The following is a 26,642-nucleotide window of genomic DNA, read 5'->3' as shown; positions in this document are numbered from 1 at the left end:
GTGGCCGCGAGCGCTTTCGGAGTAAAGGCAGGAGCATCCCCGCCCCTCCGTCAGCGCGTTTCATGCCCCGCATCACCATCATCGAGACCGGGCTCGTCAGCCCGCAGTTCCGCGAGCGCCACGGCAGCTATCCGCAGATGTTCGAGCGGATGGTGGCCAATTCAGATCCGTCGGTGACCTGCGACGTCGTGAGCGTCGCCAAGGGCGAGACGTTGCCGGATCCGGCCAGTTTGGATGCGATCCTGATCACGGGATCGGCGGCCGGCGTCTATGACGACGTCGCCTGGATCGCGCCGCTCGAAGCCTTCGTGCGCATAGCCCATGACAGGCATGTTCCGATGGTCGGCGTCTGCTTCGGCCATCAGCTGATTGCGCAGGCGCTCGGCGGCACGGTGCGTAAGTCGGAGAAAGGCTGGGGCATCGGCCGGCACATCTATCAACTGGCACCGGACAACGGCCTGCTCGAGGGCGAGACGATCGCGGTGGCCGCCTCGCATCAGGACCAGGTGATCACCCCGCCCGCCTCCGCGCGCACCATCATGTCGTCCGCCTTCACGCCGCATGCCGGGCTGCTCTATGCCAACGGCACGACGCTGTCGGTGCAGCCGCATCCGGAATTCACCGCCGACTATGCCGATGCGTTGTGCGACCTGCGCCGCGGCCTCGCCCCGGACGCCGTGGTCGACACCGCCAAGGCCTCGCTCGCCGGGCCGCTCGACCACGCCGCGCTCGGCGGCGGCGTGACGCGCTTCCTCACGCGCCGAACGCCTGTGTGAGACAATACCTCAGGTCATGCTGCCCGGCATGAAGCAGCGCACGCGCGGATGGCCGTCGATATAGTGCTTCCACACCATGGTGCGCCCGACCTTGTTCGGCTCGGTGATCAGGGCCTCATCGGGCACAACGACCCATTCATTGTCGATATGGACGCGATAATGCCCGTGATCCGACTCCCAGTCGGGATCGGCGACAACAGATCCGTCGGCGTCCGAGCAGCATTGCCCATAGCTGCTGCGCAGGCTTTCGAACCAGGGCTTTAAAGGTGAATTGGCGTAGCGGCCGTCGTCGCGCGCCAGGGTCGGCGATGTCATCCACATCGTGGATGTCAACCACATCGTCCCAAGCAGCAGTGCCGCACGCGTGATGGCGTGCATGGTCTCATCTCCGCAGATCTCGATTCCGCTGCGGGCGCACATCACTCCTGTTTGTCCGCGACATTGCCGTCGCAGGCAAGAACGCGACGAATCGGCGCCCCAGCACCTGCCCTTGAAGTATGCAAAAGCAGCGCCAGACCGCATTCCGGAAGACTACTGCCGACGAAAGTCGGGTGCGCAGTACGGCTCAAGCCGTACCGCAGCTCGATCACCGGCTGACTGCGGCAACCTCGGGAACGAGCGGCGGCGCACTGCGCGATGCCGCCTGCAACGCGCATTCGACGAACCGGCGAGGCAGCAGCGAGGCGTTCGAGCGCATTGCCACCAGCATCCGGCTCTCGGCATCCAGCGTGTCCAGCGCTTTCGCGACGACGTTCATAACGCCGGCATGCTGATAGCAGGACGGTAGAATCGAAAGCCCGATCCCTGCCGCGACGAGGCTAAGCACGGTGCGCAGTTCGTGCGCCTCCTGCGCGATACGCGGGGCAAAGCCCGCACGGCGGCACAGCATCGCCGCCTGGTCGCCGACGCCGCAGCCGCTCTCGACCATGCCGACGAATTCGTGCTCCGCAAGATCGGCAACGCTGAGCTTGCCGGGTGCGGCGGCGAGCGGATGATCGGTCGGCAGGAACACCATCAGCCGGTCGCGCCAGACGACATGAACCTGCAGATCGGCAGCCGGCCGGAAGTCAAGCGGCGGCCGCATGATCGCGACATCGAGCTCGGCGTCGGCGAGCGCCTGCAGCTGCTTCGCCGTCGACATGTGCCGCAGCTCGATCTTCACCCGCGGATAGCTGGCGCGGAAACTGCGGAACAGCTCGGCAAACATGTCGAGCATCGGAACGGAATCCGTGAAGCCGACGCGGACCGCGCCGGCCTCGCCGCGCGCGGCACGGCGCACGGTCTCCGACGCGAGGTCGAGCTCGCTGACGGCGCGGCGCGCGTGCTCCAGCAGCAACTGGCCGGCCTGGGTGAGCTCGACGGCACGCCGCGTCCGCGACAGCAGCTGCGTCCCGAGCTCCTCCTCCATCGCCTTGATCTGCGTGCTGAGCGGCGGCTGGCTGACATGCAGCCGTTTGGCGGCGCGGCTGAAGCTGAGCTCCTCGGCCACCGCGATGAAGTAGCGAAGCTGCCTGTAGTCCATCGCTTATTCCGATTCCCTATAAGTGACGGGTCAAAGCGGTATTTGACCTCCCAGGACCGTTTCCCGATCTTGGCGCCAAAACGCGGATGCTCCAAGGGGCAACACGCGCAGCCGGTCAGCCATGCGAAATCGCCGCGAATAGCAGGCGTTCCGCCCGGTTCGGATCACGGGCGCGATAACAAAAAGCAAGGGAGGATTCCAATGGGCCAAGCGTCCGTCAGCGAGCTGGAACAGCAAACCATCCGCCGCGTCTATTGGCGGCTGATCCCGATCCTGTTTGTCATGATGTTCTTCAACTACCTCGACCGCATCAATCTCGGCTACGCCGGGCTGACGATGAACAAGGACCTCGGCCTCAGCCCCGCGATCTTCGGCTTCGCGGCCAGCATCTTCTTCCTCGGCTACATGGTGCTCGAGGTGCCGAGCAATCTGATGCTGCACTGGCTGGGGGCCCGGATCTGGCTGGCACGGATCCTGATCACCTGGGGCCTCGTCGCGGCGCTGACCGCCTTTGTCTGGAATCCGCTCAGCCTCTACGTGATGCGGTTCGGCCTCGGCGTCGCGGAAGCCGGCTTCATGCCGGGCGTGGTGTTGTACCTGACCTACTGGTTCCCCTCGCGCTATCGCGCCCGGGCGGTTGCCGGCTACATCATCGCCGGCTCGTTCTCGGCCGTAGCCGGCGGGCCGATCTCGACCAGCATCATGACTTTCCTCGACGGCGCCGCCGGCCTGCATGGTTGGCAATGGATGTTCATCGCCGAGGGCGTGCCGACCATTCTGCTCGGCCTGTTCACGCTCTATTATCTGACCGACCGCCCGGCCAAGGCGAGCTGGCTGACCAAGGAGCAGGCCGCCTGGCTGGAGGGCGAGCTCGCCGCCGAGCGGGCCGAGATCGAGCAACAGGGGCAGCACAGGTTGATCGAATGCGTCCTCGATATCAGGGTCTGGCTGCTGGCCGCGCTGTTCGGCTGCGCGCTGGTCGGCATCTATGGCCTGCTGCTGTGGCTGCCGCAGATCATCAAGGGCATGGGCGATCTCAGCAACATCCAGGTCGGCTTCCTCTCGGCAATCCCGCCGCTGCTCGGCGTCGTCGGCACCATCGTGGTCAGCCGCAGCTCCGACAGGACAGGCGATCGCAAGTTTCATCTCGCGGCGGTCTATCTGCTCGCCGCGGTCGCGATGCTCGGCAGCGCCTATGTCGCGAGCCCGGTGCTGGCCTTCGTATTCCTCTGCATCGTCGGCTTCAGCCTCAACGCCGGCAATCCGCTGTTCTGGAGCATCAACGCCTCGCTGCTGACCGGCGCGGCCGGCGCAGCGTCGATCGCCATGGTCAACACGCTGGCGCAGTTCGGCGGCCTGATCGGGCCGTGGTGCATCGGCCTGATCAAGGACTCCACCGGAAGCTTCTCCTGGGCGCTGGTCGGCATCGCCGGCTTCCTGTTCGTCGCCTCAGCCATCGCCGCCACCATGCGCGTCAAGCCGCGCGAGACGGAATTGACTGGCGCGATCCCGTCATCCGTCACCCACTGACACCCCTGCCAAGGACGTAATAAGGACGCAACCATGATCATCGATTGTCACGGCCACTACACCACCGAGCCGGCCAAGCTGCAGATCTTCCGCGACAAGCAGCTCGCCGGCCTCGCCGACAAATCGCGCCGGCCGCTCACCACCAATCTCGGCATCACCGACGACGAGATCCGCTCCAGCGTCGAGGGCGCGCAGCTTCGCCTGCAGAAGGAGCGCGGCACCGACGTCACGATCTTCTCGCCGCGCGCCGCCGGCATGGCGCATCATGTCGGCAAGGAAGCGACCAGCCGCGAATGGACCACGATCTGCAACGATCTGGTGCACCGGGTCTGCACGCTGTTCCCGCAGAACTTCGTCCCCGTCTGCCAGCTGCCGCAGAGCCCTGGCGCCAAGCCTGCGAACTGCATCGAGGAGCTGGAGCGCTGCGTGACCCAGCTCGGCTTCGTCGGCTGCAACCTTAACCCCGATCCGGCCGGCGGCTATTGGTGCGATCCGCCGCTGACCGACGAATGGTGGTATCCGCTGTATGAGAAGATGGTCGAGCTCGACGTGCCGGCGATGGTCCACGTCTCCTCGTCCTGCAATCCCTGCTTCCACGGCACCGGTGCGCACTACCTCAACGGCGACACCACCGCCTTCATGCAGTTCCTGACCTCGGACCTGTTCAAGCGCTTCCCGACCCTGCGCTTCATCATCCCGCATGGCGGCGGCGCGGTGCCCTATCACTGGGGCCGCTACCGTGGCCTCGCGCAGGACATGAAGCTGCCGCCGCTGTCGGAGCATCTGCTCAAGAACGTGTTCTTCGACACCTGCGTCTATCATTTGCCCGGCATCGAGCTGTTGACCCGGGTGATCCCGGTCGAGAACATCCTGTTTGCGTCCGAAATGGTCGGCGCGGTCCGCGGCATCGATCCCGAAACCGGGCATCACTTCGACGACACCCGCCGCTATATCGACGCACTGCCGCTCAGCACCGAGGACAAGGCCAAGATCTTTGAAGGCAATGCCCGCCGCGTCTATCCTCGCCTCAACGCCCATCTCGACCGCCGCGCGCACTGAACCCGCGCTCAAGCAGACCCCGGAGAAAACCGATGGCCATAGGATTTGCAATTCACAAGGCGAAGCGGAAAGTCTCGCCCGACCTGGTCGCGCGCTACCGCACGCTTCCGGTCGCCAATATCAGCGATGTGATGTCGCGGATCGCGGGCACCAACCGGCTGCGGCCGATGCATAAGGGCGGCTGGCTCGGCGGCCCGGCGCTGACCGTGAAGACCCGGCCCGGCGACAATCTGATGGTGCACAAGGCGATCGACCTGGCCCAGCCCGGCGACGTCATCGTGGTCGATGCCGGCGGCGTGCTGGTCAACGCCATCATCGGCGAGATCATGTCGACACTGGCCGAGAAGAAGGGCGTGGCGGGCTTCGTGATCGACGGCTCGATCCGCGATGCCGGCGCGATCCGCGCCGGCTCGTTCCCGGTATTCGCCGCTGGCGTCGCCCATCGGGGGCCCTACAAGGACGGCCCGGGCGAGATCAATTGCGCCATCTCGATCGACGGCATGATCGTCGAGCCCGGCGATCTCATCGTCGCCGACGACGACGGCGTGCTCTGCGTGCCCCATGACGAAGCCGAGGCGATCTGCAAGCTGACCGAGGCCAAGAAGGCGACCGAGGAGAAGGCCATCCAGCAGATCCTCGCCGGCACCAGCGACCGCCGCTGGGTCGATGAGGCGCTGCAGCGGCTCGGCTGCGAGTTCAAGGACTGACTTCGAATCGATCCCAGGGGGCAGGAATGCCTGCCTCTTGGGCACCAATCCGCGCAAATTGGACCGAAATCACCGCCCGTATCGGCTACGCGCACCCGCCCGCGGGGCATCGGGAATTTTTCCCGATGACCGATGGAAAAGAATCCCGAACCTCCGGGACACATCTCATTTGCCAAAGCTCCACCGCTCCCGCAGTCTCAACGCCAGGGTTCGTCGGGGATAAAAAGCCGAACCGCGACAATGGGTGGGCGTCATGGCTGGTGCGTTGTTGCGCGCGGCAACACGATTTCTGTCTTCTTCGGCCTACACGCGCGGCGCTGCGGCCGTGCTCACCGCCATCGGAGCCGCAGCGCCGCTGGCCGCGGGCGCCCAGACCCCCGCTCCCGCTGAGCTGCCGCCGGTCACCGTGATTGCTCCCTCGCCGCTGTCGGGCACGCGCAGCATCAAGCCCGCCGCCAAGCCGGTGGCGCGGCCTTCGCGGACCGCCCGAACCCGGGCCGCGCCGGCACAGACCGCGGCGGCGCCTGAGGGCGGCGCCGGCGTTCCGAGCCCGTCCGACCGCGACTCGAGCCTGCTCGACCGCGACAAGGTCCCGTCCAACACCGAGGTGCTGACCTCGGCCGATTTCAGCCGCAACTATTCGACCAACTTCCTGGACTCGGTGAATCGCAAGCTGCCCGGCGTCACGCTCACCGATCAGACCGGCAACCCGTTCCAGCGCACGCTTGATTATCGTGCTTCGTCGCCTCGCCGGTGCAGGGAACGCCGCAGGGCATCGCGGTCTACCAGAACGGCGTCCGCATCAACGAATCCTGGGGCGACGTGGTCAACTGGGATTTCATCCCGGAAAAGGCCATCGACCGGGTTTCGCTGGTCCCCAACAATCCCATCTTCGGCCTCAACGCGATCGGCGGCGCGCTCAGCATCCAGATGAAGAACGGCTTCACCTATCAGGGTTCCGAGGCCGAACTGTTCGGTGGCTCCAACGGTCGCGTGCAGGGCAGCGTGCAGGCCGGCGGCCAGAGGGACAACATCTCCGCCTATGCGGCGTTCGAGTCCGCTTACGATCGCGGCTGGCGCGACTACGCCAATTCGTCGCACATCAACCGGATGTATATCGACGTCGGCGCCCGCAACGACCAGACCGAATTCCACGTCAACTTCACCGGCGCCAGCAACCTGCTCGGCAATGTCGCGGCAACGCCGGTCGAGATGCTCAATCAGCGCTGGTCCAGCGTCTACACCTGGCCGCAATCGACGCTGCTGCAGCTCGCCTTTGTCAACGCCACCTTGAGCCACAATTTCTCGGACACCTGGTCGTTCCAGGGCAACGCCTACTTCCGCGGCTTCCGGCAGACCCACGTCGATGGCAACGGCACCGACGTTGCGCCATGCGACGATCCCACGACCTTGTGTATCGGCGACGACCTTCCGATTTACGGCCCCGCAGGAGGCCCCTCGGTTCCGAACACGCTGGGCAACGCCTTCCTCGGCGAAATCGACCGCAACCGGGCCGCGACCAACAGCTACGGCGGCACCGCGCAGCTGACCAATTCGGACCAGCTGTTCGGGCACGACAACCACGTCGTGATGGGTGTCAGCGTCGACCACGGCAACACCAAGTTCACGGCGACCAGCGAGCTCGGCACGATCGATCCCAACAACCTGTTCGTCACCGGCACCGGCGTCTTCATCAACCAGCCCGACGCAGGCCTCAGCCCGGTCGATCTGCGCGCCACCAACACCTACACCGGCGTCTACCTCACCGACACGTTCGACGTGACCAACAGGTTCTCGGTGACCGCGGGCGGGCGTTTCAACTACGCCCAGATCGATCTGAAGGACCAGACCGGCACCAACGACCTGCTCAACAGCAGCAACCGCTTCCAGCGCTTCAACCCGGTGATCGGCGGCACCTTCAAGATCACGCCGAACCTCACCGCCTATGCCGGCTATTCGGAAGCCAACCGCACGCCGACGCCGCTCGAGCTCGGCTGCTCCGATCCCAACCATCCCTGCATGATCGACACCTTCCTGGTGGCCGACCCGCCGCTCAAGCAGGTGGTGTCGCACACCGTCGAGGCGGGCCTGCGCGGCAGCTGGGGTCGCGATGCCAGGACAGGCGTGCTGAGCTGGGGGCTGGGCGCGTTCCACACCTTGTCGGACGACGACATCATCCAGGTGGCGAGCCCGCTCGGCGTCAACAATTTCGGATACTTCCAGAACGCCGGACAGACCTTGCGCCAGGGCATCGAGGCCAAGCTCGACTATCGCATCGATCGATGGAGCGCCTACGCCAACTACACCTATGTCAACGCGACCTATCAAAGCGCGATCACGCTGTCCTCGCCGAACAATCCGAACGCGCTGACCAGCGACGGCGGCGCGCAATTTGTCAACGTGACTCCCGGTGACCACATCCCCGGCATTCCCGCGCACCGCTTCAAGGCCGGTGTCGACTACAACGTCACCGATGCCTGGAAGGTCGGCGCCGACCTCAACGTCGTGGGCAGCCAGTGGCTGATCCATGACGACACCAACCAGAGCCCGAAGGTGCCGGCCTACTCGGTCGTCAATCTCCACACGTCATACCAGGTCACGAAGAACATCGAGGTGTTCGGCCTGATCAACAATGTGTTCAACCAGCATTACTATCTGAGCGGCGCATTCTATCAGACCGGCGGCTTTGTCAGCGCCGGAGGCGGCGCCAACCTGATGGCGCAGCTGAGCGATCCCCGCGCCTTCGTGCCCGGCATGCCGCTCGCCGCCTATGCCGGCATCAGGGCGAAGTTTTAGTTTAGCGCGTCATCAAGTCAGTTAAAGCGATCCCGTGATGCGAACTCGCTGCACCTCTCCCGCTTGCGGGGGAGGTCGGATCGCATCGAAAGATGCGATCCGGGTGGGGCTCTATCCGCAATGTGACTCGCGGAGAGAGCCCCACCCCAACCCTCCCCCGCAAGCGGGAGAGGGGGCGCAGTTCCTCTGGGGCTGCGGATCGACTTCAATTCATGGGGGCGTCACGCCACCGTCCCGCCGTCGACCGGCATCGCGATGCCGGTGACGAAGGAGGCCTTGTCCGACAGCAGGAACACCGCGACCTCCGCGATCTCCTCGGGGCGCGCCGCGCGGCCCATCGGATTGCGGGTGACCGCGGCCTTGATCAGTTCCTCCGGATCGGCCTCGTTGTGGCCGGGCTGGTCGGGCCGGTTGACGAACACCCGCAGCATCGGCGTGTCGATCGCGCCGGGGCAGATCGCATTGACGCGCACGTCGTCCTTGGCGTGGCGCTTGGCGAGCGCCCGCGCAAGACCAATGACGCCCGCCTTGGCCGCCGAATAGGTCGGGCTCCAGGGCGAGCCGACCAGGCCCGAGGTCGATGCGGTGAACAGGATGCTGCCCTTGCGCCGCGCCGTCATCTGGGCGAGCGCCGCATTGGTGGTGATCAGCTGCGAGCGCAGATTGAGATCGACGCTGAGATCCCAGCCTTCTAGATCGTCGATCACCGACGGCCCGGGAATGCCGAGATGATTCCACACGCAGTCGAGCGCACCGAACTCTTTGACGGTCGCCGTGACGATGTCGCGCGAAAACTTGTCGTCGCGCAAATCGCCGGTCAGCGCCAGTGCGCGCCCGCCGCCCTTTTTGATCTCGTCGACCACCGCCTTCGCGCCGGCCTCGTTCTGGTCGACGACCGCAACCGCCGCGCCCTCGCGCGCGAGGATGAGCGCGCCGGCGCGGCCGCGCCCGATGCCGCGGCGGTGACGAGTGCGATTTTGCCCTGCATGTCCATGTTTCGATCCTGATTGTGCCCGTGAGCCCGAGCCTTCTTGGTGCAGATTGGTTGAATCAGGACCGCGGCGCCGCAGTCTTGCGCTGAAGCGCTAGCGGCCGCCGAACAGAACCGGGGACTGGCCGGGCAATAGCTGCGAATGAATGTCGCTGTCCATGCGCTCCGCCCCTTGCTGGGTGAAGCTCGCTCCGAACGACAGGCTGACATTCGAGCTCGGGCGGAACTCGACGCCTGCACGCGCCGAATAGCCGGCGTTGACGCCTTGATTGCCGCTGAACGGCGCCAGGGGTCCGCCCGCGCCGGGCGGATTGTATTTCAACGAGTCGAAGCCGGCGAAGAACGTCACGGGCGTATTGCCGACGCCCTTGAAATTGTAGCCGACCTGCGCGCCCTGATATTCGAGCCCACCGAATGCCGCCGATTGGCCGAGCCCGTTCCAGCCGACACGGCCGCCTTCGCCGCCGACGAACCAGCCGTCCGGCCGGCCGTTCAGATACGAGAAGTCGCCACCCTGCGCAGCGGTGGCGTCAAAGCTCGGAAAATTGCCGTAGGTGTCCGCCTTCTGGCCATCGGCCAGGCTGCCGCCGAAGCCGAACAGCGAGCCCGGGGTCCAATAGCGCACCGGCCCGGCCTGGGCATGGGCCTGCTGAGCGCCGAGGCAGAGCAGCGACAATGCGATTGCGAGACCGATTTTGTTTGCGAGGGACATTCCGCCTGACCGCCACGTGCATCCTAACTATACGCCCCGGCCATCCGGAATGCCAGCGCACCGCTCCGCGGCAACACGCCCGCCTCTTGCCAACAGCGCGCTCACCCCTTATGTACACGCCTCCTTTTGTAGAGCGAGCGACCCAGGTTTCCAACATGCGGCAGTCACAGCGAGCAGCAGTGCTGATGACGGGAGGGCTAATGCCCTCGTCCGCCGCTATTCCGTTTTGGACCTGACCCAACGTCACACCTGACATTTGAGGCAGCCCGGAGCGGAAGCGGCTCCGGGCGCCGAACGAGCTCTCGCGGTGCCTCGAGTCGTGCAAACCAGCACGGGAGCTCGAACACCACAGGTGTCCCATGGCCAAAGAGAAGTTCATCCGCCTCAAACCCAACTGCAATGTTGGCACGATCGGCCACGTGGATCATGGCAAGACGACGCTGACGGCGGCGATGACGAAGGTTTCAGCTGATCACGGCTGGGGCGCGTTCGTCTCCTATCAGGACGTTGCCAAGGCGTCGGCCGCGCAAGGTACGCGTGACGATACCAAGATCCTGACGATTGCGACGAGCCACGTCGAGTTCTCGACGGCGGCGCGACACTACTCGCACGTCGACTGCCCGGGCCACGCCGATTATGTGAAGAACATGATCACCGGCGCGGCGCAGATGGACGGTGCGATCCTGGTCGTCTCCGCGGTCGACGGGCCGATGCCGCAGACGCGCGAGCATATCCTGCTCGCACGCCAGATCGGCGTGCCGCGCATCGTCGTGTTCTTGAACAAATGCGATGTCGCGGACGATCCGGAGCTCGTCGATCTCGTCGAGATCGAGGTGCGCGATCTGTTGTCGAAGTACCAGTACGACGGCGACAACGCGCCGGTCGTGCGCGGTGCCGCGATGCAGGCGCTGCGCGGCGAGCGCGGTCCGTTGGCGGATCAGGCGATCCTCAAACTGTTCGAGGCGCTCGACAGCTATATCGAGTTGCCCGAGCGGCCGAACGATCGTCCGTTCCTGATGCCGATCGAGGGCGTGCAGTCGATCGCCGGGCGCGGCACGGTCGTGACCGGGCTCGTCGAGCGTGGCGTCGTCAAGCTTGGCGACGAGGTCGAGATCGTCGGTCTCGGCGAGACGCGCAAGTCGATCGTGACCAGCATCGAGAGCTACCGGAAGATCCTCGATCAGGGGCAGGCCGGCGACAATGTCGGCTGCCTGCTGCGCGGGATCGACAAGGCCACGGTGCAGCGGGGTCAGGTGCTGTCGCATCCGGGCGGCGCTTCGCCGCACAAGACCTTCCGCGCGGAGGTGTACGTGCTGACAAAGGACGAAGGCGGACGGCATACGCCGTTCTTCGCCAACTATCGTCCGCAGTTCTACTTCCGGACTGCCGATGTCACCGGCACCGTCCAGCTCGCCAATGGCGCCGAGATGGTGATGCCGGGCGACAGCGCGGGGTTCACGATCGAACTCAACAAGCCGATCGCGCTCGAGGCGCGCTCGCGTTTCGCGATCCGTGAAGGCAACCGCACCGTCGGTGCGGGTGTCGTGACCGAAATCGTGGAGTGACGGATGGGGGCGCTGCGCAAGCCGGGCCCCCATTTGCCATCGCGATGTTGCAGATTCGTCCGATCGCCTGGAAATTGATCGCATTGCCCAGCAATGCGGATTGACAGGCCGGCGCGTTTTGGAAAATGTGCGGCACCGCGTCGCATGCGCCGTCCGTCTTGTGACCCCGACGCGGAATGGCGTCGTCATGAAGTGGTTTCGTTCGAACATCAGGCACGGGGCTCGGCTGGCGCTGTTGGCGCTGTCGATCCAGTTCGTGCTGTCGTTCGGGCATTTTCATGCCATCGCGCCGGCACAGGCGGCGACCAACGCGTCGTTGCTGCGGTCGCATGCGTCGATCGAAGCCGTCGCCGCCTCGCTCGCGGTGCATGTCGAGAACGCCTCGCGCGACGCGCCGCGTTCGAACCCCGATTCCGATCAGGCCGCGGACCTCTGCGCGATCTGCGCCGTCGTCGCGATGGTCAACTCGGCAGTGCCGGCACCGGCGCTGCCTCCCTTGCAGCTGCCGGATGCCGCAGCGCTGCTCTCCTGGCACATCGACACTTATGCGGCTCCGCTCGACATCGGCCGGCTGCATCATCAGCCGCGCGCGCCACCGATCTCCTGACATCCCGGCACGACTGAACCTCGAACGCGGCCGTTAGCTCGGCTGCCGTTTGATCGATGTGAATCAGGCCGTCGCGCAGCGACGGCGGGCTCGACCGCGCTTCCTCGGAAGGATCCGGATCGCAGCCTGACGAGATCGGCAACCAACATGTCAGGAAATATCAGACGACGCGCCGCCGGTGCGGCCTCACTCTTGTTTTGCGGGATGAACGGCACCGCGTTCGCGCAGACGACGGCGCCGACCACCGAACTTCCCGATATCACGGTGACGGCGCCGAAGAGCCACCCCGCGCCCTCGGGGCCGAAAAAACCGAGGACACGCGTTGCGGCCGGAGGCGGTCACCGCGCGCGTAGAACCGGCGCGGTAGCGGCCACGTCCGAATCTCCCGAACAGACGCAGGCGCAAGCCGTCGCGAGCCAGAACATGCGCCTCGACCAGGCCCGCGCCGCGCTGCTCGCACCGACCGGCGCCAACAGCTACCAGATGAGCCAGCAGTTCCTTCAGTCGCTGCCCCAGGGAACCAACACCACGCTGGACAAGGCGCTGCTGCAGGCGCCCGGCGTCTCGCAGGACTCGGCCGCCAGCGGCGAACTGCATGTGCGCAACGAGCACGCCAACCTGCAATACCGCATCAACGGGATCATGCTGCCGGACGGCGTCGGCGCCTTCGGCCAGATCATCGACACCGGCATCGTCGGCAGCATGGCGCTGATCACCGGCGCGCTGCCCGCGCAATACGGCCTGCGCACCGCCGGCGTGCTCGACATCCAGACGAAGACCGATGCCTTCAACAATTCCGGCAGCATCAGCGTCTATGGCGGCAGCCATGGCAACTTCACCACCAGCGTCGACTACGGCGGCACGGTCGGACAGACCCAGTACTACATCTCCGGCCGATATTTCGGCAGCGATGTCGGCATCGAGAATCCGACGCCGGCCTACAATGCAATCCACGACCGGACCGATCAGGAGAAGGGCTTTGCCTATGTCTCGACGGCGATCGATCCGACCAGCCGGCTGACCTATATCGGCGGCGTCTCCAACGGCGCCTATCAGATCCCGAACAATCCCGGCCAGCCGCCGGCCTTCACCGCCTACGGCGTCTCCAATTTCGATTCCGCGCTGCTCAACGAGCGGCAGCGTGAGTTCAACCAGTTCAACGTCGTGGCCTATCAGAAGTCGGGCGATGGGTTCGACTACCAGGTCGCCTATTTCAACCGCTACAGCCAACTGCACTTCATACCGGATCCGATCGGCGATCTCGTGTTCAACGGCGTCGCTTCGGATGTCTACCGCCAGAGCTTCATCAACGGCATCCAGGAGGACACTTCCTACCGGCTCGGCTTCGCGCACACGCTGAAGTTCGGCATGGCCGTCAGCGCCGAGCGCTCGCTGGTCAGCAACGGCTCGACCGTGCTGCCGCTCGACGACGCCGGCAATCCGATCGACGCGCCGCTCTCGGTGTTCGATTCCAGCGCCAAGACCGGATATCTGTTCTCCACCTACATCGCCGACGAATGGAAGATCACCAACCAGCTCACGCTCAACGCCGGCCTGCGCTTCGATCAGATGTGGCAATATGTCGACGCCAATCAGCTGAGCCCGCGGATCAGCCTGACATGGAAGCCCACCGACGGCACCACCTTCCACGCCGGCTATGCCCGCAACTTCACGCCGCCCGAGCAGGTGCTGGCGGCCCCGACCAATCTGGCGCTGGTGCAGAACACGACCGCGCAGCCGGGAACCACTGCCAACGATCCCGTGCTGCCGGAGCGCTCGCATGTGTTCGACATCGGTGTCACGCAGAAGGTCTATGCGATCCCCGGCCTCGAGGTCGGCATGGACGCCTACTACAAGATTGCGACCGACCTGCTCGACGACGGCCAGTTCGGCCAGGCCTATGTGCTGACCGCCTTCAACTATGCGAAAGGCACCAATGAGGGCGTCGAGCTGAAGGCGACCTACGACCACGACAATCTGCATCTCTACGGCAATGTCGCGATCGCAAGACAGGTCGCCACCAACGTTGTGTCGAACCAGTATCTGTTCGATCCGGACGAGCTGGCCTACATCGCCAACAACTACGTCAACACCGACCATGCCCAGACGCTGACCGCATCGGTCGGCGGCTGGTACCAATGGCGCGACACCAAGTTCAGCGCCTCGCTGATCTACGGCTCAGGCTTGCGCGACGGCTTCGCCAACACCGGCACGGTGCCGCCCTACACCCAGGTCAATCTCGGCGTCTCGCATGACTTCAACATCGTCGCGCCGAACAAGCCCACCACCCTGCGCCTCGACGTCGTCAATCTGTTCGACACCGTCTACCAGATCCGCGACGGCTCCGGCATCGGCGTATTCGCCCCGCAATACGGTCCGCGCCGCGGCGTCTATGCCGGCATCACGCAGAAGTTCTGATGCGGCCAAGGCTCCAAGGCTCGCCGCCGGCCCCTTGCGTTCGGGCGGCGCGGCTTGCGCTGCCGATTCAGGGGCAAATGGCGGCCTGGACGCGGAGCACTTAAAGTATTGCTCCGAGATCAATCTTTCTATTGTACCGAGCAATGTACCTAACCATATCTAGGGAGATCGAACGCATTGCACCGGGTAAGCCCGGTGCAAACCGAATGGAGACAACTGAAATGGAGATCAATTATCTCGATACGTTCCTGGCATTCCTCGGAATGACCTTCGGACTGGTCTCGGTGGCGCCCGGCCTGTTTTTCCAGCCCAAGGCCGATGTGAAGCGCGCGACGAAGCAGGTCCGCGCCACCAACAGGCGATGACGCGCCACCGCCTTGACGTCGGCATCACGCCGAAGCTCTAGCCCGCGACAAGCAGCTTCTCCTTCAACAGCGCCGTCAGCCAATCGGCAAACACCTGCAGCCGTCGCGACAGATGCTGGCGGTGCGGATAGAGCAAAGTCATCGGCATCGGCGTGGCACGGTGCTGCGGCATCACCTCGACGAGGTCTCCGGCATCGAGATGCCGCTTCACGTCGTAGGCGGGAATCTGGATCAGGCCGAGCCCGGCGAGGCAGCAGGCGATATAGGCCTCGGCGCTGTTGACGGTGACGCGACCGCGCATGGCGATGGTGCGCGCCGCGCCCTGCTCATGCCATTCCCACTCCTCGATGCGGCCGGTCGACGGCGAGGCGTAGTTGACCGCCCAGTGCGTGCCGAGATCGTCCGGCGTCTGCGGCGTGCCGTGGCGCGCGAGATATTCTGCGCTCGCGACGTTGATCAGCGTGAGGTTGCCGAGCGGCCGCGCGATCAGACCGGAATCGCCGAGCGGGCCGACGCGCACGACGCAATCCGCGGAGTCCTCGATCAGGTTGATGGCGCGGTCGGTGACGCCGAGATCGATGTCGATCTGCGGATAGCGATCGAGGAAGGCCGGCAGCGCCGGCGCGATGATCAGGCGTCCGATCCGCCCGGGCACGTCTACCCTGAGCCGGCCCGACGGTTCGGCGGCGGTCTGGCGGAACAGGGTCTCGGCTTCCTCGACATCGGCAACGACGCGCAGGCACCGCTCGTAGAATGCCGCGCCATCATGCGTCGGCGACACTTTCCGTGTCGTGCGATGCAGCAGCCGGGCGCCGACGCGCTGCTCCAGCTCCGCGACGGCTGACGAGACCGACGAGCGCGGCAGCCCGAGCGTGTCGGCCGCCCGGGTAAAGCTCGCGCACTCGACGACGCGGAGGAAGACGCGGAAGAGGTCGATGCGGTCCAAGATCGCGCCCCGATTGTTCGCCATTCCTGACAAGTGACGTCAGAATGCACAGCTTTATCGGCAAATCCTAGACGATATCGTTGTCTCCAGAAAGCCGCCGCAGCGCGCGGCCGCACGATCTGGAGAAGCGACGCCATGACCGACCACCGCATCAAGGACAAGACCGTCATCATCGCCGGCGGCGCCAAGAATCTCGGCGGCCTGATCGCACGCGATCTCGCGGCCCACGGCGCGAAGGCGATCGCGATCCATTACAACAGCGCCGCAACCAAGGCCTATGCCGACGCGACCGTCGCTGCGATCAAGGCTGCCGGCGCCAACGCGGTCGCCTTGCAGGCCAACCTCACGACATCGGGCGCGATAGAGAAGCTGTTCGCTGATGCCGTCGGCGCTATCGGCCGTCCCGACATCGCGATCAACACCGTCGGCAAGGTCTTGAAGAAGCCGATGGTCGAGATCACGGAGGCGGAGTACGACGCGATGAGCGCGGTCAATGCCAAGTCCGCGTTCTTCTTCCTCAAGGAAGCCGGCCGTCACGTCAACGACAACGGCAAGATCTGCACGCTGGTGACGTCGCTGCTCGGCGCCTACACGCCGTTCTATGCCGCCTATGCCGGCACCAAGGCGCCGGTCGAGCATTTCACCCGCGCGGCATCGAAGGAGTTCGGCGCCCGCGGCATCTCGGTCACCGCGATCGGCCCGGGCCCGATGGACACGCCGTTCTTCTATCCGGCCGAAGGCGCAGACGCAGTCGCCTATCACAAATCGGCTGCTGCGCTGTCCGGCTTCTCGAAAACCGGCCTCACCGACATCAAGGATATCGTGCCCTGGATTCGTCTGCTGGTGTCGGAGGGCTGGTGGATGACCGGCCAGACCATCCTCGTCAACGGCGGCTACACGACGAAATGACAATGGCGGCGGCAGTGCTCGGACAATCATGCCGCGAGAGCGCCAATGTCTGAGCGACCAGCCGCGCAACAAGCTCAATGTCGTCCCTGCAGGGACGACATTGCAACCTGGTTGCTCTTCGCGACACCGAACAAGACTCCGCGACATTGCGCCGCGAAACTCGTTGCGGCGCAACAATCAAAATGAGACTGCCCGTTAAGCCACCCCGCCGCGACGACATCCGCGCCGCGCCTCCCTTCGGCTAGCTTTGCCGGCAACAACCGGACGCCCATCAGCCTTCTCGCCACGTGGACGCCGGCGACAACACAGAGGGAGGAGAGCGATGTTGAAAAGCAGTTTGGGACTGATTGCGTTGAGCAGCCTGTTGCTTTCGGGCACGGCGTTCGCCCAGGAAAAGATCAAGGTCGGCGTCACTGCAACGTTGGAGGGCACCTATACGGTGCTCGGCGAAGACGGCATGCGCGGCCACCAGACGGCGCTCAACGTGCTCGGCAAGAAAGTCGGCGACAAGGAACTCGAATTCATCGTCGCCTCGACCGACGCGACGCCGGACTCCGCGGTGCGCGCAGTGCGCAAGCTGATCGAGCAGGACAAGGTGCAGATCCTGCTGTCGCCGCTGTCCGGCGACGAAGGCATCGCGGTGAAGAACTTTGCCAAGACCCATCCGGAGCTGACCTTCGTCAACGCCGCCTCCGGCGCGCAGGAGACGACCTATGTCGATCCGGCCCCGAACTTCTTCCGCTACAACATGGACGGCGCGCAGTGGCAGGTCGGCCTCGGCAAATACGCCTATGAGACCAAGGGCTATCGCAAGATCGCGACCGTCGGCGAGGATTACTCCTTCATCTACACCCAGGTGTTCGGCCTGGTGCTGGAATTCTGCGGCGCCGGCGGCCAGGTCACCAACCGGCAATGGGTGCCGCTCGGCACCAAGGACTTCGCCTCGGTGATCGCAGCACTTCCCGATGATGTCGATGCGATCTATCTCGGCCTCGGCGGCGCCGACGCCGTCAACTTCCTCAACCAGTATCAGCAGGCCGGCGGCAAGGCGCATCTGATGGGCGGCTCGATCATGATCGACCAGACCATCCTGTCGTCGAAGGGCAGTGCCAAGAACGCACTGATCGGCACCATCGCCGCGAGCGGCCAGGCCGATACCTGGGAGGATCCGGGCTGGCAGAAATTCGTGAAGGCCTATCAGGACTCGTTCCCGGAGAACAAACGCTTCCCGAGCCCGTCGCTGCTCGCCACCAACTATTACGGCTCGACCATGGCGCTGATCCTGGCGCTGCGGCAGGTCAATGGCGACCTCTCCAACAACCAGGCCAAGCTCAAGGACGCGCTGGCGAAGATCGAGATCGACGCCCCGAACGGCAAGATCAAGCTCGACGCCAACCGCCAGGCGATCGGCACCAATTTCGTCACCGAGGTGGTCGATGACGGCAAGGGCGCGCTGTTCAGCAAGGTCGTGAAGGTGATCCCGAACGTCAACCAGACGCTGGGCTACGATCCGGCTGTGTTCGCCAAGATCGGCCTGCCGAGCCGCACGGTTCCGGAGTGCAAGAAGTACTGACGTATTTGTTGCAGGTGCGAGCAAGCCAGCCGTGACGAAGGCGCGCGGTTGCATCGAAAGCCCTGCTCGCCCTTGCTTTCCGCGGGCGGATGATGAACGCTTGTCGAAAAGACAAGAACATCCCGCGGGAGGGGAGGCATGAGCAGGGCGCTTGCCGTCTTCCACGGCCGGTTCGGTCGCGCGACGGTCTATCAGCTGAACCGTCCCTTCAACGTGCATGCGCACCGCGAAGGGCACTTGATCTTTCATGTCGGCGGCACGCCGGCGCAGATCGACGTGTCGGAGCAGCGCCTGCTGCTCAAGGACGACACCGTGGTCGCGGTCAACCCGTGGGAACCGCATAATTTTCTGCCGACCGACATGGACCATGGCGCGATCTTCTTCGTGCTCTATGTCAATGCCGAATGGTTCGCGCCGCAGGGCGCCAATGCGCAGGCGATGCGGTTCGGCCGCACTTTCTTCCCGCGCACCGAGGCGCTCGACCGGCTGATCCGCCGCACCGCAGCACTGGTGTGCGGCGCGCCGTCGCTGCGCAGCCTCGATTGCGAGCTCAGGCAATTGATCGATTCCTGTTACGAGGAGAGCTGGCAGGCGGCCGAAGGCACACCTGCCGCTGCCGCGGTGACCGATTTCCGCGTCCGCAAATCGATCAAGCTGATGTCGGAAAGCCCCGGCGCCGAGATCGAGCTCGATGCGATCGCGCGCGAAGCGGGCCTGTCGCGGCCGCATTTCTACCGGTTGTTCCGCACCCAGACCGGCGTCACCCCCCACCTCTACATGAACACGCTGATCATGGAGCAGGCGTTGGATGCGCTCGTGGCGACCGAAGCGCCGATCGCCGATATCGGCTTCGACCTCGGCTTCTCCTCGCAGAGCGGCTTCACCCGCTTCTTCGCCGCCAATGTCGGTATGGCACCGACCGACTATCGCCGCGCCGCCAAGGTGTTGCGGCCGTGAGCGAGTTCCGCACCGGACGATAAAAGATACTCTCGATCAAATCAGACGCTTTCGCCCTCGGTAGGATATTGGACACGCGGCCCGGCAGACGGTCGCGACCGACTGAGGGAACGCGACTGACATGGCCAGGTTCATCGAACGCCATCCGGTCTGGGCGCTGATCGTGATCATCGCGGTCGCGGTCCTGGCGTGGCTGGTGTTCGCGATCTGGCCGCCGGGGCTGGAGGCCGCGATCGGCCGCAAGCGCGTGTTCCTCAACGCTGTGCTGAATGGCATCACGCTCGGCGGGCTGTATTTCCTGGTGGCCAGCGGCTTCACGCTGATCTTCGGCCTGATGCGCAACGTCAACCTCGCGCACGGCTCGCTCTATCTGTTCGGCGGCTATGTCGGCTATGCGGTCAGCACCTGGACCGGGTCGTGGATCCTGAGCTTCATCGTCGCCTTCGTCGCGGTGGCGCTGGTGGGCGTGATCCTGCAGCTCGCCGTGTTTCGCCGCATGGAGGGCCAGGACCTCCGGCAGACCATGGTGACGATCGGGCTCTCGATCGTGTTCGCCGACCTGATGCTCTGGGTGTTCGGCGGCGACTTCTACCAGGTGCAGACCCCGACCTGGCTGATCGGCCCGGTGCAGCTGCCGCTGCTGACCGCGATCAAATCATCCGGCGAGCCGGTCTATCTGCAATATCCGCTGGTGCGGCTGGTGATCTTCGCCGCCTCGGTCGTGATCGGAATCGCGATGTGGCTGGCGCTGAACCGCACCCGGATCGGCATGATCGTGCGCGCCGGCGTCGACGATCGCGACATCCTGGCTGCGACCGGGGTGCGGATTCAGCTCGTGTTCGTGCTGGTGTTCGCGCTCGGCGCCGGCCTCGCCGGCATCGCCGGTGTGGTCGGCGGCACCTTCCAGTCGCTATCGCCCGGCGAGGACACCCGCTTCCTGCTCGCCTCCCTCGTCGTCGTGATCGTCGGCGGAATGGGCTCGATCCCGGGCGCCGCGCTCGGCGCCGTCATCATCGGCCTCGCCGAGCAGCTCGGCTCGGTCTACATCCCGACCTACGCCATCGTCGTCACCTTCCTGATCATGGTGCTGGTGCTGGCGCTGCGGCCGCAAGGCCTGCTCGCGAGGCGATGAGATGTCGTTGCTGCAGAGCACCCAGTTCCGCCCCGACCCATCGACCTCGACGACACGCCGCGCCCTGCTGCGCGCCTGGCCGGAATTCCAGAATCCCGTGGCATGGCTGGTCGCGCTGATCCTCGTGATCATGCCGCTGATCGCCAACGGCTTCTTCCTGATCGAGATCTTCGCCACCACGCTGATCCTCGGCATCATCGCGCTCAGCCTGATGTTCCTCGCCGGCTATGGCGGCATGGTCAGCCTGATGCAGCTCACCATCGCGGGCTTCGCCGGCTACATGGTCGCGGTGTTCGGCATGAGCGGCAACGCCAATATCAGCCTCGGTTGGCCGTGGTGGCTGGCAACCCCGATGGCGCTGGCGCTGGCGACGCTGTTCGGCACGCTCGGCGGCGCGCTCGCGGTGCGCACCGAAGGCATCTACACCATCATGATCACGCTCGCGATCGGCGCGGCGTTCTACTACTTCACCAACCAGAACTGGGCGATCTTCAACGGTCACACCGGCATCAACACCGTCGCGACGCCGCATTTCTGGGGCGTCGACTGGCGCAGCGACATCGCCTTCTACTATGTGACGCTCGGCGTCGCCGCGATCTGCTACTTTGCCGTGCAGTACGTCTCGCGCGCGCCGTTCGGGCTGGCATTGCAGGGCGTGCGCGACAACTCCCGCCGCATGGCGGCGCTCGGCTTCAATCCGAATGCGCATCGCATCGCGGCCTACGCCTTCGCCGCCTTCATCGCGGCGCTCGGCGGCGTGCTGCAGGTCTGGAACTACCGGCAGATCTCGCCCGGCTCGGTCAGCGTCGGTGCCTGCATCGACGTGCTGATCATCGCCGTGGTCGGCGGCATCACGCGGCCGATCGGCCCGTTCGTCGGCGCGCTGATCTTCGTCCTGCTGCGCACCTTCGCGCTCGACGTGCTGATCAAGCTCGGGCTCGACGGCAATCGCTTCCGGCTCTTGATCGGGCTCGGCTTCCTCGCCATCGTGTTCTGGTCATCCGACGGCGTGATCGGGTTGTGGGAACGCTGGCGGCGCCGCAACACGTCATCGACGCAACGTTCCGGCGGAGGCCGCCATGGATAGCGTCGCGCAGCGCCTGTCCGTGGTCGGCGCCGGCGCGGCGCTGGAGCTGCGCGGCGTGACCCGGCTGTTCGGCGCGCTCGCAGCGCTGACCGACGTCACCATCACCGTGCGTCCCGGTGAACGCCGCGCGATTCTCGGCTCCAACGGCGCCGGCAAGACCACGCTGTTCAACTGCATCACCGGCGACTTCCCGCCCTCCTCCGGCACGATCCGCTTCTTCGGCGAGGACATCACCCAGTTCCCGCCCTATGAACGCATTCGCCGAGGCTTGCGCCGCACCTACCAGATCTCGGCGCTGTTCCCCGGCCTCACCGTACAGGACAACGTCTACCTCGCCTGTCGCGGGGTCTCGCGCGGACGGTTCTCGTTCCTGCGCCCCGGGCAGAACGATGCGCTGATGCATGCGACCGAAACGCTGGTGCAGGCGGTGCACTTGACCGGCGTGAAGGACCAGCGCGTCGCCGAACTGGCGCATGGCCAGCAACGGCAGCTCGAGATCGCGCTCGCGCTGGCCGGTGCGCCGCGCTTCATCCTTTTCGACGAACCGGCCGCTGGGCTGTCGCCGACCGAGCGGCGCGAGCTGATCGAGATCCTGACCTCGCTGCCTGCGCATATCGGCTACATCATCATCGAGCACGACATGGACGTCGCGCTGCGCGTCGTCGAAAGCGTGACGATGATGCACAACGGCCGCATCTTCAAGGAAGGCCCGCCGCGCGAGATCGAATCCGATCCCGAGGTGCAGGAGCTTTACCTCGGAGGCGGCCATGAATGACCGCCGCGCCGCACCCGCACTCGAGGTGAAGGGCCTCGACGTCTATTACGGCCATTCGCACGCGCTGCAAGGCATCGATCTCACGCTCGATAGCGGCGTGTTCTCGGTGGTCGGCCGCAACGGCATGGGCAAGACCACGCTGTGCAAGGCGATCATGGGGCTGGTCCGCGCCAGCGGCGGCTCGATCCGGATCCGCGGCGAGGAGGTCACGCGGCTGAATCCGGCGCGGATCGCCCGGCTCGGCGTCGGCTATGTGCCGCAGGGCCGGCGGCTGTGGCGCTCGCTGACCGTCGACGAACACCTGGCGCTCGCCGGCGGCCTACGCCGCGGCGCCTGGACCATCGAGCGCATCTACGACACCTTCCCGCGCCTTGCCGAGCGCAAGAACAATGGCGGCAACCAGCTCTCCGGCGGCGAGCAGCAGATGCTCGCGATCTCGCGCGCGCTGCTGACCAATCCGCACCTCTTGATTATGGACGAGCCGACCGAGGGCCTTGCGCCGGTGATCGTCGCGCAGGTCGAAGACATGCTGCTGCGCCTCGGCGATGAAGGCGACATCTCCGTCCTGGTCATCGAGCAGAACATCGGCGTGGCGACGGCGGTGTCGCGCAACGTCGCCATCATGGTCAATGGCCGGATCAACCGCATCATCGATTCCGCCCGCCTCGCCACCGACCGCGAGTTGCAGCAGCGGTTGCTCGGCGTCGGCACCCACGGCATGGATGAGACCGACGCCGGAGCGGCTCCGGCGAAGGTCGAAGCTGCCGGCACGACGCAACCGGAACGCAAAGGGCCGCTCCGCATCTATGTTTCCAATCCGGTGCTGCCGACGCGCTGGTCGCAGCCGATACCGATCGCGCGCATCGAAGCCGCCGCGCGGACGCAATCCACCGGCGTCACGCGGCTCGAGGAGGCCACCCGCCAACGGCGCGAACCGACCGCATCCAGAACGTCGGGGCCGCCCGTCGTGCTGGTGGTAGGCACGCTCGACACCAAGGGCGCCGAGCTGCGCTTCATCCGCGATATCATCGCGGGCAGCGGCCTGCGCACCCGGCTGGTTGACGTCTCGACCAGAGGCAAGGCGGCGAGCTGCGACGTCACCGCACAGGAGATCGCGCTGAACCATGGCCGCGGCGGCGCGAGCGTGTTCGGCACTGATCGCGGCGCCTCTGTCACGGCGATGGCGGAGGCGTTCGAACGCTGGCTGCGCCGCCAGGGCAATGTCGCCGGGATCATTTCCGCGGGCGGCTCCGGCGGCGCGTCCCTGGTCGCGCCCGGCATGCGCGCACTGCCAGTCGGCGTGCCCAAGATCATCATCTCCTCGGTCGCCTCCGGCGACGTCGGCCCCTATGTCGGGCCCGCCGACATCACCATGATGTACTCGGTGACCGACGTGCAGGGCCTCAACTCGATCTCCCGCTCCGTGCTCGGCAACGGCGCCCATGCGCTGGTCGGCATGGTCAAGGCCCGGCTCGACGACCAAGCCGACAAGCAACGCGAAACGAACGCCAGCCTGCCCGCAATCGGCATCACCATGTTCGGCGTCACCACGCCGGCGGTGCAGAAGATCGCGGCCGACCTGCGTGAGGATTTCGAGTGCCTCGTGTTCCACGCCACCGGCGTCGGCGGCCGCTCGATGGAGAAGCTCGTCGAATCCGGCCAGCTTGCCGGCGTCATTGACCTCACCACGACCGAAGTGTGCGACCTCCTGATGGGCGGCGTGTTCCCGGCGACCGAGGATCGCTTCGGCGCCATCATCCGCAGCCGCGTGCCCTATGTCGGCTCGGTCGGCGCACTGGACATGGTGAACTTCGGCGCGCCCGACACCATCCCGGAGCACTACCGGCAGCGCAAATTCCACGTCCACAATCCGCAGGTCACCCTGATGCGGACCACGCCGGAAGAGAACGAGCGGATGGGCCGCTGGATCGGCGAGCGCCTCAACCAGATGGACGGGCCGGTGCGCTTCTTCCTGCCCGAAGGCGGCGTCTCTGCGCTCGATGCGCCGGGCCAGCCGTTCTGGGACCCGGATGCCGATGCGGCGTTGTTCCGCTCGCTGGAGCGCACCGTGCGCCAGACCGGCAACCGGCAGATCATCCGTATCAAGCGCAACATCAACGATCCCGAGTTCACCGCCGCCATCGTCAGCGCGTTTCGTCCGCTGCTCGGACGCGCCGGTGGCCGGCGAAGAGTGGCGAGGTGACCCATGCCCAGGTTTGAACGCGCGGCACTGTTGAAGAAGTTTCACGCCATGATCGCCCGCGGCGAGCCGATCGTCGGCGGCGGCGCCGGCACTGGCCTCTCGGCAAAATGCGAGGAGGCCGGCGGTGTCGACCTGATCGTGATCTACAATTCCGGCCGCTACCGCATGGCCGGTCGCGGCTCGCTGGCCGGACTGATGCCCTATGGCGACGCCAACGCGATCGTCGTGGAGATGGCCGGTGAAGTATTGCCGGTCGTGACCAACACGCCGGTGCTCGCCGGCGTCAACGGCACCGATCCGTTCCGCGACATGGACGTGTTCCTCGACCAGCTGAAGGCGCTCGGCTTTGCCGGCGTGCAGAACTTCCCGACCGTCGGGCTGATCGACGGCACCTTCCGCGCCAACCTTGAAGAAACCGGCATGTCCTACGCGCTCGAGATCGACATGATCGCGAAGGCGCATGACAAGAACATGCTGACCACGCCCTATGTGTTCAGCGAGCAGGAGGCGACCGCGATGGCGATCGCGGGCGCCGACATCATCGTCTGCCATATGGGCCTGACCACCGGCGGCACGATCGGTGCACAGACCGCGCTGAAGCTTGAAGACTGCTCTGCCCGCATCGAGACCTGGGCCGAGGCCGCGCTCAGCGTCAATTCAAACATCATCGTGCTCGCGCATGGCGGTCCGATCGCGGATCCCGAAGACGCGGATTTCATCATGAAGAAGACCCGCAACTGCCACGGCTTCTACGGCGCCTCCTCGATGGAGCGCCTGCCGGTCGAGCGGGCGTTGACGGAACAGGTTCGTAAATTCAAGGCGATCGGCGCGCGCTAGGCGTCGTGACCAAGGGAGGAAGAGATGTCGGGGATGCTGGTCGGTGAATTGATCCTCTGGCTCATCGTCGCAATCGTCGCGATCGTCATCATCGTCTATGTCGTGAACTGGCTGTACCACCGCTCATCGAAGGAAGTCTCCTTCGTCCGCACCGGTTTCATGGGCGAGCGGGTGGTGATCAATGGCGGCGCCTTCGTGCTGCCGTTCATCCACGACTACACGCCCGTCAACATGAACGTGCTGCCGATGGGGATCGTGCGCTCCCGACAGGACGCCGTGATCACCCGCGACCGCATGCGCGTCGACATCGAGGCCGATTTCTACGTCCGGGTCCAGCCGACCCGCGAGGCGGTCTCGATCGCCGCCGCGACGCTCGGCCGCCGCACCATGGAGCCGGAGCAGCTGCACACCCTGCTTTCCGGCAAGTTCATCTCCGCGATCCGCTCGGTCGCCTCCGAGATGACGATGGAGCAGATGCATGAGCAGCGCGGCGACTACGTCGCCCGCGTCAAGGCCAATGCCGCCGAAGCGCTGGCGCAGAACGGCCTGGAACTGGAATCGGTCGCGATCACCGATCTCGACCAGACCGACCTGGAATATTTCAATCCCTCGAACCGGTTCGACGCCGAAGGCTGACCCGGCTGATGGAGGACATCGAGGCCAAGCGCAAGCTGCGCAACGACATCGAGCAGGACTCGATGATCAAGATCCGCTCCCGCAATCTGGAGGCCGAGCGGCAGGCGCTGGAGATCGAGCGCGAGAGCGAGACCGCCCGCCTCGAACAGGAGCGCGACATCGAGATGCGCCGTGCCCTGCAGCGCACCGAAGTCGCCCGCGAGCGTGCACTACGCGAGACCGAAGCCGAGCAGGCCCAGATCACCGCGCGCGAAGCCATCGAGAAAGCGCGCATCGCCAACGAGCAGGCGATCACCGAAGCCCGCATCGCCTCGGAACGCGAGACCCGGCACAAGGAGATCGAGCGGACGCGCGCCGTCGAGGAGAAGGAGCTCTTGGCCCGCGAGGAGATCGAGAGGGTCCGGATCGCCAACCAGCGCTCGGTCGACACCACCCGCATCGCCTCCGAGCGCGAGGTGCGCCAGCGCGAGATCGAGCGGATGCGCACGGTCGAGGAAGCCGAGATCGCGGCCCGCGAGGCGATCGAGAGGCCCGCATCC

At 65.4% G+C, this 26,642-nt stretch carries 23 protein-coding genes and 1 pseudogene; 18 read left to right on the top strand and 6 right to left on the bottom strand.

The window, feature by feature from the left end; all coding sequences use genetic code 11:
• The first annotated feature begins 62 nt into the window (after positions 1-62).
• A complete protein-coding gene (locus ALC15_RS09990; RefSeq protein WP_050627107.1) occupies positions 63-776 on the top strand; it encodes a type 1 glutamine amidotransferase in 714 nt (237 codons plus the stop codon).
• A gap of 9 nt (positions 777-785) precedes the next feature.
• Here the strand turns inward: ALC15_RS09990 and ALC15_RS09985 are convergent, their stop codons facing one another.
• The gene (locus ALC15_RS09985) at positions 786-1,115 is read right to left on the bottom strand and encodes a hypothetical protein (protein WP_050627233.1); all 330 of its coding nucleotides are present in this window, start codon (positions 1,113-1,115) and stop codon (positions 786-788) included.
• Between the two features lie 247 nt (positions 1,116-1,362).
• A complete protein-coding gene (locus ALC15_RS09980; protein WP_050627106.1) occupies positions 1,363-2,298 on the bottom strand; it encodes a LysR substrate-binding domain-containing protein in 936 nt (311 codons plus the stop codon).
• 201 nt (positions 2,299-2,499) lie between these two features.
• On the opposite strand from ALC15_RS09980, the gene ALC15_RS09975 reads away from it, so the two are divergent.
• Genes ALC15_RS09975 through ALC15_RS09965 form a run of 3 tightly spaced genes read left to right on the top strand, consistent with a single transcriptional unit; the run spans position 2,500 to position 5,594 of the window.
• Positions 2,500-3,828, top strand: a complete 1,329-nt coding sequence (locus ALC15_RS09975; RefSeq protein ID WP_050627105.1) for an MFS transporter — start codon at positions 2,500-2,502, stop codon at positions 3,826-3,828.
• A 33-nt stretch (positions 3,829-3,861) separates the two neighbouring features.
• Positions 3,862-4,887, top strand: a complete 1,026-nt coding sequence (locus tag ALC15_RS09970; protein WP_050627104.1) for an amidohydrolase family protein — start codon at positions 3,862-3,864, stop codon at positions 4,885-4,887.
• A gap of 32 nt (positions 4,888-4,919) precedes the next feature.
• Positions 4,920-5,594 carry an RraA family protein gene (locus ALC15_RS09965; protein ID WP_050627103.1) on the top strand — a complete coding sequence of 225 codons (675 nt, stop codon included), beginning with the start codon at positions 4,920-4,922 and terminating at the stop codon, positions 5,592-5,594.
• Positions 5,595-5,897: 303 nt separating this feature from the next.
• On the opposite strand, the gene ALC15_RS44550 is transcribed toward ALC15_RS09965, so the two are convergent.
• A complete protein-coding gene (locus ALC15_RS44550; protein ID WP_210168584.1) occupies positions 5,898-6,182 on the bottom strand; it encodes a hypothetical protein in 285 nt (94 codons plus the stop codon).
• Positions 6,183-6,347: 165 nt separating this feature from the next.
• On the opposite strand from ALC15_RS44550, the gene ALC15_RS09960 reads away from it, so the two are divergent.
• Entirely contained in the window at positions 6,348-8,390 is a 2,043-nt protein-coding gene (locus tag ALC15_RS09960) for a TonB-dependent receptor (RefSeq protein WP_347336283.1), read from the top strand.
• Between the two features lie 221 nt (positions 8,391-8,611).
• Here the strand turns inward: ALC15_RS09960 and ALC15_RS09955 are convergent, their stop codons facing one another.
• Both ALC15_RS09955 and ALC15_RS09950 read right to left on the bottom strand, forming a co-directional pair.
• Positions 8,612-9,343, bottom strand: a complete 732-nt coding sequence (locus ALC15_RS09955; protein ID WP_063781803.1) for an SDR family NAD(P)-dependent oxidoreductase — start codon at positions 9,341-9,343, stop codon at positions 8,612-8,614.
• Between the two features lie 132 nt (positions 9,344-9,475).
• Positions 9,476-10,093: a hypothetical protein gene (locus tag ALC15_RS09950; protein WP_050627101.1), complete on the bottom strand. Its 618-nt coding sequence runs from the start codon at positions 10,091-10,093 to the stop codon at positions 9,476-9,478.
• 359 nt (positions 10,094-10,452) lie between these two features.
• Between ALC15_RS09950 and tuf the strand changes: the two genes are divergently transcribed.
• The 4 genes from tuf (at position 10,453) to ALC15_RS44110 (ending at position 15,048) form a co-directional block, all read left to right on the top strand.
• A complete protein-coding gene (gene tuf, locus ALC15_RS09945) occupies positions 10,453-11,658 on the top strand; it encodes an elongation factor Tu (RefSeq protein WP_050627100.1) in 1,206 nt (401 codons plus the stop codon).
• A gap of 187 nt (positions 11,659-11,845) precedes the next feature.
• Positions 11,846-12,265 (top strand): DUF2946 family protein, encoded by a 420-nt coding sequence (locus tag ALC15_RS45140; RefSeq protein ID WP_063781806.1) that lies wholly within the window; start codon positions 11,846-11,848, stop codon positions 12,263-12,265.
• Positions 12,266-12,412: 147 nt separating this feature from the next.
• The gene (locus ALC15_RS09935) at positions 12,413-14,683 is read left to right on the top strand and encodes a TonB-dependent receptor (protein ID WP_050627098.1); all 2,271 of its coding nucleotides are present in this window, start codon (positions 12,413-12,415) and stop codon (positions 14,681-14,683) included.
• 221 nt (positions 14,684-14,904) lie between these two features.
• The gene (locus tag ALC15_RS44110) at positions 14,905-15,048 is read left to right on the top strand and encodes a hypothetical protein (protein WP_157860894.1); all 144 of its coding nucleotides are present in this window, start codon (positions 14,905-14,907) and stop codon (positions 15,046-15,048) included.
• Between the two features lie 37 nt (positions 15,049-15,085).
• Here the strand turns inward: ALC15_RS44110 and ALC15_RS09930 are convergent, their stop codons facing one another.
• Positions 15,086-15,994, bottom strand: coding sequence for a LysR family transcriptional regulator (locus ALC15_RS09930; protein WP_050627232.1), 909 nt, complete (start codon positions 15,992-15,994; stop codon positions 15,086-15,088).
• 135 nt (positions 15,995-16,129) lie between these two features.
• On the opposite strand from ALC15_RS09930, the gene ALC15_RS09925 reads away from it, so the two are divergent.
• The 9 genes and pseudogenes from ALC15_RS09925 to ALC15_RS09885 form a co-directional block, all read left to right on the top strand.
• Complete coding sequence (locus tag ALC15_RS09925) at positions 16,130-16,903, top strand: SDR family oxidoreductase (protein ID WP_050627097.1); 774 nt, start codon at positions 16,130-16,132, stop codon at positions 16,901-16,903.
• Between the two features lie 322 nt (positions 16,904-17,225).
• Entirely contained in the window at positions 17,226-18,476 is a 1,251-nt protein-coding gene (locus ALC15_RS09920) for an ABC transporter substrate-binding protein (protein ID WP_050627096.1), read from the top strand.
• Positions 18,477-18,614: 138 nt separating this feature from the next.
• Positions 18,615-19,433 (top strand): helix-turn-helix transcriptional regulator, encoded by an 819-nt coding sequence (locus ALC15_RS09915; protein WP_050627095.1) that lies wholly within the window; start codon positions 18,615-18,617, stop codon positions 19,431-19,433.
• Positions 19,434-19,554: 121 nt separating this feature from the next.
• The gene (locus tag ALC15_RS09910; RefSeq protein ID WP_050627094.1) at positions 19,555-20,565 is read left to right on the top strand and encodes a branched-chain amino acid ABC transporter permease; all 1,011 of its coding nucleotides are present in this window, start codon (positions 19,555-19,557) and stop codon (positions 20,563-20,565) included.
• Position 20,566: 1 nt separating this feature from the next.
• Entirely contained in the window at positions 20,567-21,652 is a 1,086-nt protein-coding gene (locus tag ALC15_RS09905) for a branched-chain amino acid ABC transporter permease (RefSeq protein WP_050627093.1), read from the top strand.
• Positions 21,645-22,427 (top strand): ABC transporter ATP-binding protein, encoded by a 783-nt coding sequence (locus tag ALC15_RS09900; RefSeq protein WP_050627092.1) that lies wholly within the window; start codon positions 21,645-21,647, stop codon positions 22,425-22,427. The genes ALC15_RS09905 and ALC15_RS09900 overlap by 8 nt, the downstream gene beginning before the upstream one ends.
• Complete coding sequence (locus ALC15_RS09895) at positions 22,420-24,630, top strand: ABC transporter permease (protein WP_050627091.1); 2,211 nt, start codon at positions 22,420-22,422, stop codon at positions 24,628-24,630. The genes ALC15_RS09900 and ALC15_RS09895 overlap by 8 nt, the downstream gene beginning before the upstream one ends.
• A gap of 3 nt (positions 24,631-24,633) precedes the next feature.
• A complete protein-coding gene (locus ALC15_RS09890; RefSeq protein WP_050627090.1) occupies positions 24,634-25,467 on the top strand; it encodes a phosphoenolpyruvate hydrolase family protein in 834 nt (277 codons plus the stop codon).
• 24 nt (positions 25,468-25,491) lie between these two features.
• A pseudogene (locus ALC15_RS09885) lies at positions 25,492-26,642 on the top strand (flotillin family protein); the annotation flags it as partial.

The organism is Bradyrhizobium viridifuturi (genome assembly GCF_001238275.1).
GTDB lineage: Bacteria > Pseudomonadota > Alphaproteobacteria > Rhizobiales > Xanthobacteraceae > Bradyrhizobium > Bradyrhizobium viridifuturi.
The sequence above is the reverse complement of the archived record's forward strand: the minus strand, read 5'-3'. Positions and strand labels throughout refer to the sequence as shown.

Bases quoted from the DNA above. Each gene is read 5' to 3' on its own strand.
- ALC15_RS09990 (WP_050627107.1), top strand. From the start codon at position 63: ATGCCCCGCATCACCATCATCGAGACCGGGCTCGTCAGCCCGCAGTTC.
- ALC15_RS09985 (WP_050627233.1), bottom strand. From the start codon at position 1,115: ATGTGGTTGACATCCACGATGTGGATGACATCGCCGACCCTGGCGCGC.
- ALC15_RS09980 (WP_050627106.1), bottom strand. From the start codon at position 2,298: ATGGACTACAGGCAGCTTCGCTACTTCATCGCGGTGGCCGAGGAGCTC.
- ALC15_RS09975 (WP_050627105.1), top strand. From the start codon at position 2,500: ATGGGCCAAGCGTCCGTCAGCGAGCTGGAACAGCAAACCATCCGCCGC.
- ALC15_RS09970 (WP_050627104.1), top strand. From the start codon at position 3,862: ATGATCATCGATTGTCACGGCCACTACACCACCGAGCCGGCCAAGCTG.
- ALC15_RS09965 (WP_050627103.1), top strand. From the start codon at position 4,920: ATGGCCATAGGATTTGCAATTCACAAGGCGAAGCGGAAAGTCTCGCCC.
- ALC15_RS09950 (WP_050627101.1), bottom strand. From the start codon at position 10,093: ATGTCCCTCGCAAACAAAATCGGTCTCGCAATCGCATTGTCGCTGCTC.
- tuf (WP_050627100.1), top strand. From the start codon at position 10,453: ATGGCCAAAGAGAAGTTCATCCGCCTCAAACCCAACTGCAATGTTGGC.
- ALC15_RS45140 (WP_063781806.1), top strand. From the start codon at position 11,846: ATGAAGTGGTTTCGTTCGAACATCAGGCACGGGGCTCGGCTGGCGCTG.
- ALC15_RS09935 (WP_050627098.1), top strand. From the start codon at position 12,413: ATGTCAGGAAATATCAGACGACGCGCCGCCGGTGCGGCCTCACTCTTG.
- ALC15_RS44110 (WP_157860894.1), top strand. From the start codon at position 14,905: ATGGAGATCAATTATCTCGATACGTTCCTGGCATTCCTCGGAATGACC.
- ALC15_RS09925 (WP_050627097.1), top strand. From the start codon at position 16,130: ATGACCGACCACCGCATCAAGGACAAGACCGTCATCATCGCCGGCGGC.
- ALC15_RS09920 (WP_050627096.1), top strand. From the start codon at position 17,226: ATGTTGAAAAGCAGTTTGGGACTGATTGCGTTGAGCAGCCTGTTGCTT.
- ALC15_RS09915 (WP_050627095.1), top strand. From the start codon at position 18,615: ATGAGCAGGGCGCTTGCCGTCTTCCACGGCCGGTTCGGTCGCGCGACG.
- ALC15_RS09910 (WP_050627094.1), top strand. From the start codon at position 19,555: ATGGCCAGGTTCATCGAACGCCATCCGGTCTGGGCGCTGATCGTGATC.
- ALC15_RS09905 (WP_050627093.1), top strand. From the start codon at position 20,567: ATGTCGTTGCTGCAGAGCACCCAGTTCCGCCCCGACCCATCGACCTCG.
- ALC15_RS09900 (WP_050627092.1), top strand. From the start codon at position 21,645: ATGGATAGCGTCGCGCAGCGCCTGTCCGTGGTCGGCGCCGGCGCGGCG.
- ALC15_RS09895 (WP_050627091.1), top strand. From the start codon at position 22,420: ATGAATGACCGCCGCGCCGCACCCGCACTCGAGGTGAAGGGCCTCGAC.
- ALC15_RS09890 (WP_050627090.1), top strand. From the start codon at position 24,634: ATGCCCAGGTTTGAACGCGCGGCACTGTTGAAGAAGTTTCACGCCATG.